Annotated in this window: 17 protein-coding genes; 7 read left to right on the forward strand and 10 right to left on the reverse strand. The window is 73.6% G+C overall.

Annotated elements, in window-relative coordinates:
* Positions 1–1,549 (forward strand): ATP-binding cassette domain-containing protein (locus B7L92_RS26010; protein WP_081239822.1); only part of this gene is annotated, 1,549 nt, incomplete at its 5' end.
* A gap of 198 nt (positions 1,550–1,747) precedes the next feature.
* Here the strand turns inward: B7L92_RS26010 and B7L92_RS26015 are convergent.
* The 3 genes from B7L92_RS26015 to B7L92_RS26025 form a co-directional block, all read right to left on the reverse strand.
* Entirely contained in the window at positions 1,748–3,013 is a 1,266-nt protein-coding gene (locus tag B7L92_RS26015) for a streptophobe family protein (protein WP_081239823.1), read from the reverse strand.
* A 189-nt stretch (positions 3,014–3,202) separates the two neighbouring features.
* Positions 3,203–3,634, reverse strand: coding sequence for a PRC-barrel domain-containing protein (locus B7L92_RS26020; RefSeq protein WP_081239824.1), 432 nt, complete (start codon positions 3,632–3,634; stop codon positions 3,203–3,205).
* Positions 3,631–4,215: a PRC-barrel domain-containing protein gene (locus B7L92_RS26025; RefSeq protein WP_081239825.1), complete on the reverse strand. Its 585-nt coding sequence runs from the start codon at positions 4,213–4,215 to the stop codon at positions 3,631–3,633. Before B7L92_RS26025 ends, B7L92_RS26020 begins: the two co-directional genes overlap by 4 nt.
* A gap of 167 nt (positions 4,216–4,382) precedes the next feature.
* Here B7L92_RS26025 and B7L92_RS26030 point away from each other — a divergent pair, with 167 nt between their 5' ends.
* Positions 4,383–4,838, forward strand: coding sequence for an ATP-binding protein (locus B7L92_RS26030; RefSeq protein ID WP_081239826.1), 456 nt, complete (start codon positions 4,383–4,385; stop codon positions 4,836–4,838).
* 128 nt (positions 4,839–4,966) lie between these two features.
* Here the strand turns inward: B7L92_RS26030 and B7L92_RS26035 are convergent, their stop codons facing one another.
* Positions 4,967–5,854, reverse strand: coding sequence for an RNA polymerase sigma factor SigF (locus B7L92_RS26035; protein ID WP_081239827.1), 888 nt, complete (start codon positions 5,852–5,854; stop codon positions 4,967–4,969).
* Positions 5,855–6,146: 292 nt separating this feature from the next.
* Between B7L92_RS26035 and B7L92_RS43545 the strand changes: the two genes are divergently transcribed.
* Positions 6,147–6,611 carry a helix-turn-helix domain-containing protein gene (locus B7L92_RS43545; RefSeq protein WP_081239828.1) on the forward strand — a complete coding sequence of 155 codons (465 nt, stop codon included), beginning with the start codon at positions 6,147–6,149 and terminating at the stop codon, positions 6,609–6,611.
* A 21-nt stretch (positions 6,612–6,632) separates the two neighbouring features.
* Here the strand turns inward: B7L92_RS43545 and B7L92_RS26045 are convergent, their stop codons facing one another.
* Entirely contained in the window at positions 6,633–7,235 is a 603-nt protein-coding gene (locus B7L92_RS26045; RefSeq protein WP_081239829.1) for a ClpP family protease, read from the reverse strand.
* Positions 7,235–7,891, reverse strand: coding sequence for an ATP-dependent Clp protease proteolytic subunit (locus B7L92_RS26050; RefSeq protein ID WP_081239830.1), 657 nt, complete (start codon positions 7,889–7,891; stop codon positions 7,235–7,237). Before B7L92_RS26050 ends, B7L92_RS26045 begins: the two co-directional genes overlap by 1 nt.
* A gap of 451 nt (positions 7,892–8,342) precedes the next feature.
* Here B7L92_RS26050 and B7L92_RS26060 point away from each other — a divergent pair, with 451 nt between their 5' ends.
* A complete protein-coding gene (locus tag B7L92_RS26060) occupies positions 8,343–8,825 on the forward strand; it encodes a VOC family protein (protein ID WP_081239838.1) in 483 nt (160 codons plus the stop codon).
* Between the two features lie 44 nt (positions 8,826–8,869).
* On the opposite strand, the gene B7L92_RS26065 is transcribed toward B7L92_RS26060, so the two are convergent.
* Together B7L92_RS26065 and B7L92_RS26070 are read right to left on the reverse strand one after the other, a co-directional pair.
* A complete protein-coding gene (locus tag B7L92_RS26065; RefSeq protein ID WP_170102240.1) occupies positions 8,870–9,760 on the reverse strand; it encodes an aminoglycoside phosphotransferase family protein in 891 nt (296 codons plus the stop codon).
* A gap of 43 nt (positions 9,761–9,803) precedes the next feature.
* Positions 9,804–10,727: an SGNH/GDSL hydrolase family protein gene (locus B7L92_RS26070; RefSeq protein WP_081239832.1), complete on the reverse strand. Its 924-nt coding sequence runs from the start codon at positions 10,725–10,727 to the stop codon at positions 9,804–9,806.
* 258 nt (positions 10,728–10,985) lie between these two features.
* Here B7L92_RS26070 and B7L92_RS26075 point away from each other — a divergent pair, with 258 nt between their 5' ends.
* A complete protein-coding gene (locus B7L92_RS26075) occupies positions 10,986–11,696 on the forward strand; it encodes a ribonuclease H family protein (RefSeq protein WP_081239833.1) in 711 nt (236 codons plus the stop codon).
* Between the two features lie 141 nt (positions 11,697–11,837).
* Complete coding sequence (locus B7L92_RS26080) at positions 11,838–12,821, forward strand: aldo/keto reductase (protein ID WP_081239834.1); 984 nt, start codon at positions 11,838–11,840, stop codon at positions 12,819–12,821.
* A gap of 18 nt (positions 12,822–12,839) precedes the next feature.
* On the opposite strand, the gene B7L92_RS26085 is transcribed toward B7L92_RS26080, so the two are convergent.
* Positions 12,840–13,178, reverse strand: coding sequence for a hypothetical protein (locus tag B7L92_RS26085; RefSeq protein WP_081239835.1), 339 nt, complete (start codon positions 13,176–13,178; stop codon positions 12,840–12,842).
* A gap of 159 nt (positions 13,179–13,337) precedes the next feature.
* Between B7L92_RS26085 and B7L92_RS26090 the strand changes: the two genes are divergently transcribed.
* Positions 13,338–13,835, forward strand: a complete 498-nt coding sequence (locus B7L92_RS26090; protein ID WP_081239836.1) for a DUF6328 family protein — start codon at positions 13,338–13,340, stop codon at positions 13,833–13,835.
* Between the two features lie 16 nt (positions 13,836–13,851).
* Here B7L92_RS26090 and B7L92_RS26095 read toward each other — a convergent pair whose 3' ends face one another.
* Positions 13,852–14,277: an SsgA family sporulation/cell division regulator gene (locus B7L92_RS26095; protein ID WP_081239837.1), complete on the reverse strand. Its 426-nt coding sequence runs from the start codon at positions 14,275–14,277 to the stop codon at positions 13,852–13,854.
* Positions 14,278–14,374: the final 97 nt, after the last annotated feature.

Consider the following 14,374-nt stretch of genomic DNA (forward strand, 5'->3'; position numbering starts at 1 on the left):
CGGCTCCGGCAAGTCCACCCTGATGAACGCGCTCACCGGCCAGCGCCCCGCCGACCACGGCACCGTCCTCTACGACGGCCGCGACCTCTACCACGACTACGCAGAGCTGCGCCAGCGCATCGGCCTCGTCCCCCAGGACGACATCCTGCACACCCAGCTGACCGTCCACGCCGCCCTGTCCTACGCCGCCGAGCTGCGGTTCCCGCAGGACACCGCCAAGGCCGAGCGGCGGGCCCGGGTCGACGAGGTGATCCGCGAACTCGGCCTGGAGGAGCGGACCCGCCAGCATGTGCACAGCCTCTCCGGCGGACAGCGCAAACGGGTCAGCGTCGCGCTGGAACTGCTGACCAAGCCGTCGCTGCTCTTCCTCGACGAGCCGACCTCGGGCCTCGACCCCGGCATGGACCGCTCGGTGATGCACATGCTGCGCGGCCTCGCCGACGACGGCCGGACCGTCATCGTCGTCACCCACAGCGTGCTCAGCCTGGACGTCTGCGACCGCCTCCTCGTCCTCGCCCCCGGCGGCAGGACCGCCTACTACGGCCCGCCCGGCGACGCCCTCGCCTTCTTCGGCTTCGAGCACTGGCCGGAGGCCTTCGAGGCGTTCGAGCAGCAGAAGGACCGGGACTGGGCGGGGCAGTACCGCGACTCGCCCTTCCACCGGCGATACGTCGTCGGGGCCGCCGCCCAGCCCCAGCGGCCCCGCGAGGCGCCGGTCGACGTGGGGCTCCCGCCCAAGCCCCGCGGCTGGGGCGCCCAGCTCCGCACCCTGGTCCGCCGCTACACCGCCGCGCTCGCCGTGGACCGCACCTTCCTCGCCATCATGATCGCGCTGCCGTTCGTGATGGGCGCCATGGCGCGGGCCCTCGCGGGCAGTGAGCTGACCCGCAGGTCCGCGCTGAACGCCCTGCTCATCCTGTGCGTCGGCGCGGTCCTCACCGGCGCGGCCAACGCGGTGCGCGAACTCGTCAAGGAACGGGTGATCTACCAGCGCGAACGGGCCGTGGGCCTGTCCAGATCGGCGTACCTGATGTCCAAGGTGGTCGTGCTCGGCACGGTCACCGTGCTCCAGGCCGTGGTGCTGACCCTCGTCGCGCTGCTCGGCGTGGACCTGAACGCACCTGGCGGTGAAGGCGTGTTGATGCCGCCCCTTGTCGAGATCACCGTCGCCGTCGCGCTGCTCGCCTTCAACGCGATGATGCTCGGGCTGCTGGTCTCCGCGGTGGTGCGCAAGGAGGAGGTGACGATGCCGCTGCTGGTGCTGCTCGCCATCGTCCAGGTCGTCTTCTGCGGTGCCCTGCTGCCGCTCGAGAACGTGCTGGTGCTGGAGCAGCTGGCCTGGCTGGTGCCCGCCCGCTGGGGGTTCGCCGCGATGGCGTCCACCATCGACCTGCCCGCGTTCGCGCCCGGCGACCACGACCCGCTCTTCGCACACACGGCGGACGTGTGGCTGCTCTCCGTCGGCATGCTGCTCGCCCTGTCGCTGCTCTTCGGTCTGCTGGTGTTCCGTCTGCTGCGGCGCCACGAGCCGGCCGTGATGCGGAAGTGAAGCAGGGGCCGCCGACGACGGCCCCTGCTCCCGGTCCCCGCACGTCGTCCCCGTCCTCGACGCGGGCGGGACGGGCTTCGGGGCGGTGGGGCGGACGGCGTCCTCCGCCTCCGTCACGGGCGGCGTCCTCCGCCTCCTCACGGGCGGTGGGAGCACGGCCGCTGTCCGGTCCGCGGGAGCGCACCCCGTCGGCGGTCGTCAGCGGCCGGTCCTGCCCCGTCGGCGCACCTCCCGCTCCAGCAGCGCCCCCACGAACCCCGTGACCAGGCCCCACAGCAGGGCCAGGCCCAGGGCGCTCCACAGCCGGGGTTTCAGTAGTACCTGCCCGGAGAACCCTTCGCCCAGATCGCCGATGCCGAGCACGGACAGGCCGAGCCGCGCGTCGATCCGGGCCATGAGGCAGATCATCAGGACCGCGAGCGCCAGGGCCACCGCCAGGTGCACCGCGTGCTGCCAGAGCCGGATCCGGGCCGGGGACAGCGCCGCCATGACGAAGGCCGTGGCCAGCAGCAGGACCGCGTCGACCACCACCAGCCACCACACCCGGCCGTCGTGCTCGGCGAGGGTGCCCAGGTTCAGCGCGGTGACGTCCGGCGTGCGCAGCACTTCGTCCAGCACGTGCGGCATGGGCAGCCCGAAGGGCCCCTCCACCCTGCCGTCCCAGGTGGCGCCGAGCCCGATCGTCAGCGCCGGCCAGGCCACGTTGGGCAGCCCGAGCAGGATCACGGCGAACGTCTCGGCCGGGTGGCCGCGCGTGGCGGCGACGGCCAGCGCGACGGCGAGGCCGATCACGACGTAGGCGAGCAGCAACTGCACCGTCGCGTGCGCCGCGGGCCGCACCGACGTCTGCAGCCGCAGCAGCCGGCCCGGCAACGGGGCGCCGCGCGCCACCAGCAGGGCCAGCACCAGCACCCCGGCCAGCCAGACCAGGCCGATGAGGACGGCCGGCGGGACGTCGGTGGAGAAACCGACCTCGGGCGTGATGCCGAACAGGTCACCGAGATCGCCCAGCGGCCCGTCACCGAGGGAGATCTCGAACGTGTGCCGCGCGGCGAGCGCCAGCGCGAGCAGCGCGAGCAGCCACAGGGCGGCGATCCTCGCGGCCCACCCGGCCAGCTCGGACGCCCCGGCGACCGCCCGGTGCCGCAGTGGGCGCAGGAAACCCCAGCCGATGACCAGCGCCCCGGTGAGGGTGACGGACAGCGGGAGGACGGTCAGGCCGCCCTCCGTGCCGGCCAGCACGCCGATGTCCCCGGAGAGCTTCACGGTGCCTCCGACGGACATGATCATGATCGCCGCGACCACCGGGGGGAAGGAACCGTCCGGCAGGTCTGCGGCACCGGCCGCCCACAGCCCGAGCGCGGCCACCGCCCCCATGGCGACCAGTCCGCCGAGCACCGTGACGAAGGCCTGCGCCCAGCCGTGCCGGGCGACCGCCCGGTCGGAGAGGGTGGGTGCGCTCACGTTGTCACGCTAAGCAGGGGCGGCGGGCGCCGCCCGCCGGGAGGTCCGTCCGCGTCGGCCCGCGGGCGGCGCCGGACCGGAGCGCACGATGGACCCACGGGGGACGGACGGCGCGCGGCGCCCGCGCCCGGAGCGAGGGCCGGGGGACCGGCGGGAGGCGTCAGGCGCCCCTGGAGGTGGTGCGCACGGCTAGAGGTGGTGCGCACGGCGGCTCCGTACCACCAGGGCGTGGTCGCCGAGCCCCAGCAGACGGTCGCCCGGCACCTCGCCGAACGTCGTGAGGACCGCCTCGATCCGGCCGTCGGCCGGGTCGAACGCCGCGTCGAGCACGGTGCCGCGCTCCTCACCGCACTCGGTGAGGACCCTGCTCCCCAGCAGGTCGTGGTGCGGCGTCGCGGACGGCCCGCCGTCCGGCGGGCGCACGATCAGCCCGTCCGGGCCGGCGGCCTCCACGGCGCCCAGGGCGAGCACGATCTCCCCGCGCAGCCGTCCGCGCCGCACCCGGACGTGCGTGACCGTCCGCGACGCCGCGTCGACCGTCAGCGCCCGCACGGTCCCCAGGTGGTCCGCGCCGCCCGGGGCCAGGACGGGCAGCCCGCGCACCCGCGAGAACAGCATCACGGCAGCACACCCCTCCCGCGGTCGTGGCGGGCACCGGCGCGGGCCGTGAAGCCGGGCAGGTCGTCGGTGACGTAGGCGGTCGCGTGCGCGGGGACCACCAGCGTCCGGCCGGAGGCGCTCAGCGCCTCGCCCCGCGGCACGTACACCCGGTGCCGGCGGTGCCGGGAGCCGTGCACCAGGTCCCGGTGCGCGGCGAGCCGGAAGGCGACGAGGCGGCCGCTGGTGCCGCCCTCGACGAGGACGTCGAGCACCGTGCCGACCGTGTCGCCCGCGTCGGTCACCACCTGCGCCCCGAGCAGCCGCCCGCGTAGGGCGTCCCGGCGCGCCACCGACAACGGCACGTCGACCAGCGCCTCCCGCCCGCGGACCATGACCGCGTGGTGGCCCAGGCAGTGCACCGCCGGCCAGGGCAGGTCCTGCGGCACCGGTCCCGACAGCAGGGTCCGGCCGGTGAGGGTGAAGCCCGTGATCCGGGTGGCCGAGGCGTCGAACACGGTGTCCTTGACGTGGGCGACGACATCGCCGCCCAGCGTCACCACGGGCAGGGTCGTCAGACCCCTCACCGCCATCAGCTCGTTCATGGCACGCCCTTCCGCCGGGCCGGCGTCCGCCCCGTGCCGGACCCGGCGGGGTCCGGGTTCCCCGCCCCGTGGAGGCGAACACCGATCAGGGGGACTGCACCGCCGGACTCGGGGTACCAGGACTGGTGCAGAACATTCGGCCGACCCGGCTTCCCAGAGAGAAACGCATGACCTACCACCTGGACGGGGCAGTGATACCGACTGGTTTCGATGTACCCGTGGAACCGCTGCGGCGGGCGGCACACTTCACCGGCGAGCCGGGATGCATCGCCGAGGCGCGGGCCTTCGCCGCGGTCTTCCTGGAGCAACTGAGGACCGAGTGGTGCGCCACGATCGACGAGCGGACCGACGGCGCGGCCCTGCTGGTGGTGAGCGAGCTGGTCACCAACGCCGACCGGTACAGCAACGGGCCGTACATCCTGGAGCTGGAGGGCACGGACACCTCGCTCACGGTGGCGGTCTACGACAGCAGCGCCACACTGCCCCGGGTCTTCCCCCGTGATCCCCGGCGCGTCGGCCGGCACGGGCTGGAGATCGTGCGGGCACTGGCCCGGGACATCAGCGTGGAGCGGGTCCCGGTCGGCAAGCGCGTGCGCGCGGTCCTCAGTCTCGACGGCGGCTGAGGACCACGGGCCCACCCCTCCTCCGCACGGGTCTCCTCCGCACAGGTCGACGGCGCGCGGACGCCGCCGCCCGTCCCCCGCCGCACGCACGGGGAGGGCGGCCGCGCCCACGCGCCGTCGACCGTCGGTCAGGCGCAGCCGAGCTCGCCCAGCATGCCCTCGCGCAGCCGGGCGATGATCCGCTTGATCAGACGGGACACGTGCATCTGCGAGCAGCCCAGACGCTCGCCGATCTCCGCCTGGGTGGCCTCCTCCACGAACCGCATGTGGATGATCCGCCGGTCGCGTTCGCTGAGCTCGGCCATGAGCGGGGCGAGCGCGTGGAAGTCCTCGACGAGCCGCAGCCCCTCCTCCTCCACGCCGATGAAGTCGGCGAGGACGGCCTCCCCGTTCTCCGGGCCGTCACCGGTGAGGGCGGCGTCCAGCGACGAGGAGTTGTACCCGTTCGCGGCGATCTGCCCCTCGACGACCTGGTCCTCGGTGATGTTCATCAGCGTGGCCAGCTCGGCGACGGTGGGTTCCCGGTCCAGCCGGCTGGCGAGTTCCTCGCGGGCCTTGGCCAGCTCGACCCGCAGCTCCTGGAGCCGGCGCGGCACGTGCACGGCCCAGGTCGTGTCGCGGAAGAAGCGCTTGATCTCGCCGACGATGTACGGCAGCGCGAAGGAGGTGAACTCGACCTCGCGCGACAGTTCGAACCGGTCGATGGCCTTGATCAGGCCGATCATGCCGGTCTGCACGATGTCGTCCATGTCGTCGCCGCGACCGCGGAAGCGCCCTGCGGCGAACCGCACCAGGGACATGTTCATCTCGATGAGGGTGTTGCGCGCGTACTGGTACTCGTGCGTGCCCTCCTCCAGCTCCGCCAGGCGGTGGAAGAACTGACGGGACAGCTCCCGGGCGTCGCGCGGAGCGACGGTTCGCGGGTTCGCCACTCCGGGCAGGCTTCCGTCACCGGTCCCGGCCTCGGTGTGCTCATCGACGACCTGCGCCTGCGACCGGATCACGGCGGTCTTCATTACCTCTCCCCACGGACGTCACGGCTGACATGCATGTGCCTGGGCCCTTTCGGGCTTGCGGGTACCCGGGTCGGGCGGACCCATTCCTCCGATGTTCCGAACGATTTCCGGGCCCGGCGACCGGTGCCGGGGCCGCCGGGCCGGAGGCCGCTCGTCACTCGTACGTCCGAGGGTACGGGGGAGGAGCCCGCGGGGCGCCCCGGGCCGTGCCCGGACACGCCGTGCGGGCTCCTTCACTCAGGGCGGAATGCCGCTCCCTTCCCCCGGGGACCGGGATTCCTAACCTGAAGGGATGACCCGACAAGCGCCGAACCACGCCCGTACCGTTCCCCTGCGCCCGGTGACCGTGCGCCCGATGACCGCACGCCCGGGGCCCGTGCGCCCCGCCGCCGCCGCGCCGCCGGGCCCGGCCCCCGCTCCGTCCGCTCCCGCCTCCGCCCCGTCCGCTCCCGGAGAGCCGCTGTGGCGCGATCTCGTGGGCGACGTGCTGCGCGGGGAGCGGCTCGCCCAGGAGCGGACCCTGAAGGACGTCGCCGAAGCGGCCCGGATCTCGGTGCCGTACCTGTCGGAGGTGGAGCGGGGCCGCAAGGAGGCCTCCTCGGAGGTCCTCGCGGCCGCCGCCCGGGCCCTCGGACTCGGCCTCGGCGACCTGCTCGCGCGGGCCCACGGAGAACTCGTCCGCGTCACCGGCCGCCGGCCCGGCGCGGTCCGTGGCAGGTCCGGCTCCTCGTACGACGGGCTGTGCCTGGCGGCCTGAGGTGCCGTGTGGACCGGCGCCTCACCCCCGTGGGAGGCGCCGGGTCAGCACCTCGTCGGCCAGGCCGTACGCCACGGCCTCCTGCGCCGTGAACACCTTGTCGCGGTCCATGTCCGCCCGCAGTGTCGCCACGTCGTGGTGCGTGTGCCGGGACAGCACCTCCTCCACCTGGGAGCGGATCCGCACCATCTCCTGGGCCCGGAGCGACAGGTCGGAGACCGTGCCCCGCGCGCCGCCGGTGGCCGGCTGGCCCAGCAGCACCCGCGCGTGCTCCAGCACGAACCGCCGCCCCGGATCCCCGCCGGCCAGCAGCACGGCCGCCGTGGACGCCGCCTGTCCGATGCAGAAGGTCGAGACCGGCGCCTGCACGAAGGTCATCGTGTCGTAGATCGCCATGAGCGAGGTGACCGAGCCGCCGGGGGAGTTGAGGTAGATCGCGATCTCGCTCTCCGGAGCCGCCGACTCCAGGTGGAGGAGCTGTGCGATGACCACATTGGCGACCCCGTCGTCGATCTCCGTTCCGAGGAAGACGATCCGCTCGGACAGCAGTCGGCTGAAGACGTCGTAGGACCGCTCGCCCTGCGCGGTGCGCTCGACGACGTTCGGAATCGTGTACGTCCCCATCACTGCAGCCCCATCCTGCGCCGGGTCGCGGCCGGGCGGACGTCGGCGAGCGACTCCACCACCCGGTCCACCATTCCGTACTCCCTGGCCTCCTCGGCCGTGAACCAGCGGTCCCGGTCGCCGTCCCGGGAGACGGTCTCCGGGGACTGCCCGGTGTGCTCGGCGGTGATCCGCTCGATGGTCCGCTTGGTGAACTCCAGGTTCTCCGCCTGGATCTCGATGTCGGCGGTGGTGCCGCCGATCCCCGCCGACGGCTGGTGCATCATGATCCGCGCGTTCGGCAGGGCGTACCGCTTGCCGGCCGTGCCCACGCTCAGCAGGAACTGGCCCATGCTGGCCGCGAACCCCATGGCGAGCGTCGAGACGTCGTTCGGGATCAGCCGCATCGTGTCGTAGATCGCCAGACCCGCGTGCACGGAGCCGCCGGGGCTGTTGACGTACAGGCTGATGTCGGTGCGCGGGTCCTCCGCGGACAGGATCAGCAACTGCGCGCACACCCGGTTCGCGGACACCTCGTCGACCTGGGTGCCCAGCAGCACGATCCGCTGGGCCAGCAACCGGTCGGCGAGGAGGTCGTCGAACCGGGTCGGCGGGGTGTCGCCCTCCTCGGCCCGGGGCGGCGGGACCGACCGTGGGCCGGCGGTGAGTGCAGACATGGGACGCTCCTGGTGGTCGCTCGTCGGACACGCGGCCGGTGCGGCCGCGTGCCTCCACTCTTGACCGGCGGCGGGGGACCGCGGGCCTTTCTCTGCCCGTGGCAGATTCGCCGCGGGCAGAGCGCCCGTCCGGCCTGTCTGCTCCTCGACTCCCGGAAGAACGCCCGCACTTCGCCCACCAGCAGGTCCGGCTCCTCCACCGCCGCGAAGCGCCCGCCCCGATCGGACTCCGTCCGGCGCACCGGGTTCTCCGTGCGCTCCGCCCCGTGCCGCGGCGGGACCCGCGACTCGGCCGGGAACAGGGTGAGCGCCGTCGGCACGGCCGACGGCTCGGCGGGCCGCGCGACGCGGCCCGTGACGGCGCCTTCGAATTGTTTCGCGGCCCGCCGATGAGTTCTCCGGCGCAAACGGGTCGGCACCGATGACCGCGTTCCCCACCCAGGAGGTACTCATGACCACCGGCGGATTCACCACGTGTCTCTGGTTCGACGGCCGGGCCGAGGAGGCCGCGAACTTCTACGTCTCCCTCTTCGAGGACTCGGGCATCGGCCGGATCCTCCGGCACACCGAGGCCGGTCCCGGCCCCGAGGGCACCGTCCTGACCGTGGAGTTCACGGCCAACGGCCAGAAGTTCGTCGCGCTGAACGGAGGGCCCGAGTTCACGTTCGACGAGGCGGTCTCCTTCCAGATCGACTGCGCCGACCAGGCCGAGGTCGACCACTACTGGGACCGTCTCGTCGAGGGCGGCGGCGAACACGGCCCGTGCGGCTGGCTCAAGGACCGGTTCGGCGTCTCCTGGCAGGTCACCCCGGCACGGCTCATCGAGATGATCAACGACCCGGACACGGAGAAGGCGGGCCGTGCGATGAAGGCCATGATGTCGATGGGCAAGCTCGACATCGCGGAGCTGGAGAAGGCGTACGCGGGCGAGTGACGGCCGGGGCAGGGCCCCCGTCCGGCGCACGGCCGGCCCCGCCCCTATCCCCGTTCGGCCAGGATCTCCTCGATCACATGGCGTGAGTTCGCCGCGAGCGGCGGGTTGGTGTCCCAGTAGTACGGCAGCGCGATGAGCGCGATCGACAGCGCCCAGCCCCGCCCGCGTGCCCACTGGGCCTCGTCGGCGCCCACCGCCGCGCGGAAGGCGCCGCGCGCCTCGGTGGGCAGCAGGTTCCAGGCGACGATCAGGTCCACCGCGGGGTCGCCCACCCCCACGCTGCCGAAGTCGATCACCGCCGTCAGCCGTCCGCCGCCGACCAGCACGTTCCCCGGCGACAGATCACCGTGCGCCCACACCGGCGCACCGGCGTGCTCCGGGACCCCCAGCGCCTCCTCCCACAGCGCGGTCACCGCGTCGGTGTCGACCCGCCCCGCCAGCCGCGCGATCGCCTCGCGCGTCGGAACGTCCCGGTGCGCCAGGGGGACGCCCCGGTGGCACGGAGGTCCGCCCGTCGCGTCGACGCCGCGCAGCGCGGTGACGAACGCCGCCAGGTCCCGGGCGAGCGACACGGGGTCGTCGAGCGCCCCCGCGACCGGGTTGGCGCCGTCCAGCCAGCGGTACACCGACCAGGGCCACGGGAAGCCCTCACCGGGCCCGCCCCGCCCGAGCGGTTCGGGCGCGGCGAACGGCAGGAGCGGGCCGAGACGGGGCAGCCACCGCTGCTCGTGCGCCACGCCCTCCACGGCACCGGGATGACGGGGGAGCCGCACCACCAGGTCCGGGCCGAGACGGAACATGGCGTTCTCGGTCCCCGACGACCGCAGCCGCTCCACCGGCAGCCCGGCCCACCGGGGGAACCGGCCGGCGACCAGCCGGCCGACCAGCGCGGCGTCGACGTCCACCTCGTCGGGGTGCATCCTCACGGCACACATGCCGCCCATCCCAGCAACGGACGCACGCCGTGTCGAACGGATTTCACCCCGCCGGCCGGCCCGTGCGGACGTGCTCCCCGATCACGCGCGTGATCTCCCGCGCCATGCGCAGGATCCCGGGGGAGCGGACCGGGCAGGGCTTCGGATCGGACGTGGTGGGCGCCAGACAGAAGTGCAGGTAGTCGTCGTCCCGGTGCAGGGCCGTGCGGTCGCGGCCGGGCTGGGTGCAGTAGTCGGGGTGGGCCCGCTCGTGGGCGTCGCACGGCAGGTACTGCGTCCAGGAGTACCGCGCTCCCGCCGGACTCACCGTCCGTCCCGCGTCCGCGACGAGGTCGCCGGAGGCGGCGGCCCGCTCCTCGTAGAGCGCGTTGACCCGGCGGACCCGGTCGGGGGTGATCGGGTCGGGTCCCTGCAGCACCCAGACGATCCGGGGCCGCCGGGACCCCCCGGCAGCGGCGATCTGCTCGGTGAGCCGTCGCGCGTCGGCCGCGTACCGCTCGAAGTACCTCTCCCGCGAGGTGCCGTGCGCGATCCCGTCCATGCACGGCGTGTAGTCCCAGGCGTTGCCCCAGAACTGCAGCACCACGTAGTCCGGCTTCAACGAGCGCACCAGCGCCGCCGCCTTGTCCGGGGCCGGCACGAGGGACCGCTCGGCGGAACCCTCCAGGTAGTCGCAGAGGGTGGTGCCCGAGTAGGGCGCGCTCGTGTAGCGGGCGCGCAGCTCCGCGCGCAGTCGCCCGCCGAGGACCTCCTGGCTCTCCATCGCCAGCGAGTCCCCGAGGTACAGCACCACCGGCGGTTTCCCGGGCGCGGCACTCGGGGAGGCGACGGGCCGCTGGTGCGTGGTGGCCGACGCCTTCGGCGAGGCGAGCGGCGGCGGCTCGGCCCCCGGTCCGGACGACGGGTCCGTGCACGCGCCGAGCAGCACGCCGGCCAGCACCACTCCCGCGATCCACGGTCTGCGCATACGGCGACTCCCGCCCCGGCCGGTGAAACGGCTCCCCAGGCAAGCACAACCGGGGTCGGCCGGGAAGACGCGCTTCAGAACGGATCGTGTCCCTCCCGCCGTGCGGTGCCCCCTTCGAGCCGGTTCGCGGCGATCGGCGACCCGCAGGCACCGACTCCTCGGTGATCGGCACCACGGCCGCGGCGGGCGGGACGGCGGGAACGGCCGGGCGCCCCGGCGGTCCGCCCGGCCGGGACGGGCACCCCGTCCGGCCATGGCATGATCGAGCGCATGCGTGAACGTGTTGTGGCCGCGTGCGACGGGGCTTGCAAGGGAAACCCCGGGCCCGCCGGCTGGGCCTGGGTGGTGGCCGACGCCTCCGAGACCCCGGTCCACTGGGAGGCGGGGGCGCTCGGCAGAGCCACCAACAACGTCGCCGAACTCACGGCGCTGGAGCGGCTGCTGGCGTCGACCGACCCGGCCGTGCCGCTCGAGGTCCGGATGGACTCGCAGTACGCCATGAAGGCCGTCACCACCTGGCTGCCCGGCTGGAAGCGCAACGGCTGGCGCACGGCGGCCGGCAAACCGGTCGCCAACCAGGAACTCGTCGTCCGCATCGACGCCCTCCTGCAGGGCCGCTCGGTGGAGTTCCGCTACGTCCCGGCCCACCAGGTCGACGGCGACCGGCTCAACGACTTCGCCGACCGCGCCGCCAGCCAGGCGGCCACCACCCAGCAGAACGCCGGCAGCGAGCTGGGCTCGCCCGAACCGCCGCCGTCCCCGGACACCCCGCGGACCGGTGCCGCGAAGCGCGGGTCCGGTGCGGCCAAGGCGTCCCGGCCGCGCGGCGGCGGCTCGTCGTCCCGCACCATCAAGGCGAAGTTCCCCGGCCGCTGCCCGTGCGGCCGCTCCTACGCCGCCGGTGAACCCATCGCCAAGAACGACAAGGGCTGGGGCCACCCCGAGTGCCGGACCGCCGTGAGCGCCTGACCGGGCGTCGAGGGCGCGGTGCGGCGCGCGGTCCGGCAGGTCCGCCGGAGCCGTGCCGTGCCGCGGCCGCAGGATTCCGCACAGGTCGACGACGCGGCGGGCGCCGCTGCCGCCCGCCGTGGCGGATGACAGACTGACCCCATGGACGAGCGCACATTCGACAGGTCGGGTCAGCACGCCTCCGTGGTCGGTCTCGGCACGTGGCAACTCGGAGCGGACTGGGGCGACGTCGACGACAAGGAGGCCCTGACGGTCCTGGAGACCGCGGCCGAGTCCGGAGTCACCTTCTTCGACACCGCCGACGTGTACGGCGACGGGCGCAGCGAGCAGACCATCGCGTCGTTCCTGGCCGGCCGGCCCGACCTGCACGTGCTGGTCGCCACCAAGATGGGCCGCCGGGTCGAGCAGATCCCCGAGAACTACGTCCTGGACAACTTCCGCGCCTGGAACGACCGCTCGCGGCGCAACCTCGGCGTCGACCGCATCGACCTGGTGCAGCTGCACTGCCCGCCCACCCCCGTCTACTCCCGCGACGAGGTCTTCGACGCCCTCGACACGCTGGTGGCGGAGGAGCGCGTCGCCGCCTACGGGGTCAGCGTGGAGACCTGCGCCGAGGCGCTGGCCGCGATCGCCCGGCCGAACGTGGCGAGCGTGCAGATCATCCTCAACCCGTTCCGGATGAAACCGCTGCGCGAGGTGCTCCCGGCCGCCCGCGAGGCCGGCGTCGGCATCATCGCCCGGGTCCCGCTCGCCTCCGGGCTGCTGTCGGGCAAGTACACCAAGGACACCGTCTTCCCGGAGAACGACCACCGCACCTTCAACCGGCACGGCGAGTCCTTCGACCAGGGCGAGACCTTCTCCGGCGTCGACTACGCGACGGGTGTCGAGGCCGCCGCGGAGTTCGCCGCGCTCACCCCCGAGGGGTACACGCCGGCCCAGCTGGCGCTGCGCTGGATCATCCAGCAGCCCGGCGTCACCACCGTCATCCCCGGTGCCCGCTCGCCCGAGCAGGCCCGCGCCAACGCGGCCGCCGCCCGGCTGCCGGAGCTGTCCGGCGCGACGCTCGCGGCGATCCGCGACCTCTACGAGCGGCGCATCGAGGACCAGGTCGCGACCCGCTGGTGACCCGGGACCCGCGGGGGATCACGGCTCCAGGAGCAGCTGCCTCTCCTGCTCCTGGTCGCCGGACGCGGTGCCTTCGTCGCGTGCCGAGAAGGCCCGCGTGAGCGTGTCGCTCGCCCGCCGCACCGCCTCCGGGGTGCCCTGCACGGTGACGTTCACCGGCGCCGAGAGGCGGCCGGCGTCCGTGTGAGGGGCCTCCTGCCGTCCCTCCCCGGTGAACGTCGCCACACGGACCGTCGCCTCCTCGCCGGAGGGCGACTGGTCCGGCGTCCCGAACGCCCCCTCCAGGGCCCGGACGACCGTGCGTGCGTCGTCGGGGTCCCCGCCGCTGAGCGTCACGGTGAGCTGGGTATCGGACATACGTGCCACGACCTCCTGGCCTCGGTGTCGGCGCCGCGCCGGCGCCGCGGTCCGTGTAACCGCGCGCCGCACCCCCAAACCGCGGCCCGACCGGGAGGAGGACGGCACCGGAGGGGGAACTCTCGGGAGGAGGACGTCACTCACCCAGGGAGGTGCACCGTGCCGGACGCGGAGCAGGGGCGGAGCAGGCGCCGGGGGCGCAACGAGACCGAGGACGAGAGAGCGGACCGGATGTGGCAGGAGCTCATCCAGGAGGTCCGCGTCGCCCAGATGGGGGTCCAGATCCTCTTCGGTTTCCTGCTGACCGTCGTGTTCACCCCGAAGTACGAGGAGCTGTCCGACACCGACCAGAAGATCTACATCGTCACCGTCGTCCTCGGGGCGTGCGCCACCGGTGCGCTCATCGGCCCGGTGACGCTGCACCGCCTCGTCTCCGGGCGGCGCATCAAACCGGAGGCGGTGCGGTGGGCCTCCCGGCTGACCCTGCTCGGCCTGTTCCTGCTGCTGGCCACCACCAGCGCCTCGCTGCTGCTGATCCTGCGCGTGGCGACGCACGACGGCTTCGTCCCGTACCTGGTCGCCGGAGTGGTGTGCTGGTACCTGCTGTGCTGGTTCGGCCTGCCGATGTGGGCCCGGCACCGGCACACGACACGCTGAGCCGTACGCCCGCGGCTCAGCTCCCCGCGAGCACGTCCGCGAGGAAGTCGTCGACGCGGACCTCCTCGCGCCCCGGCGGGACCAGCCGGTGGGTCTCGTGCAGGAAGTCGCCGATCGTCTCGGCCCAGGCGAACACCACCGCACGGTGCCGGCCGCCGTCGGCACGGGCCTCACCGAGGAACTCCATCCGCAGCTCCCGCCCCACGCCCCGGGACTCCGGGCACAGCCGCACGTCCCCGACCCCCACCGGGTGGGTGAGACCGTCGGTGACCATCTCCCGGTCCAGCTGCCAGCGGGCGAGGACCCGGCCGTCATGGCTGAAGACGACGGTGACGGCGAACGGGTCGGAGGGGTCGTAACTCAGGTGGGCGAGCACGGCGAAGCGGTCCGTGACGCCCGCCTGGAGCTCCACCACCAGGGTCTTGTGCACGAACGAGTTCACGAAAGGGCCTCCGGGAAGTACGGGCGTAGAGCCCTCTAGTACCCCGTGTCCGCGTAAAATGCTCAGCCCTCCGAGTGAATCCCCCGCACCCCCTCCC

This window comes from Streptomyces viridosporus (assembly GCF_002078235.1).
Lineage (GTDB): Bacteria > Actinomycetota > Actinomycetes > Streptomycetales > Streptomycetaceae > Streptomyces > Streptomyces viridosporus.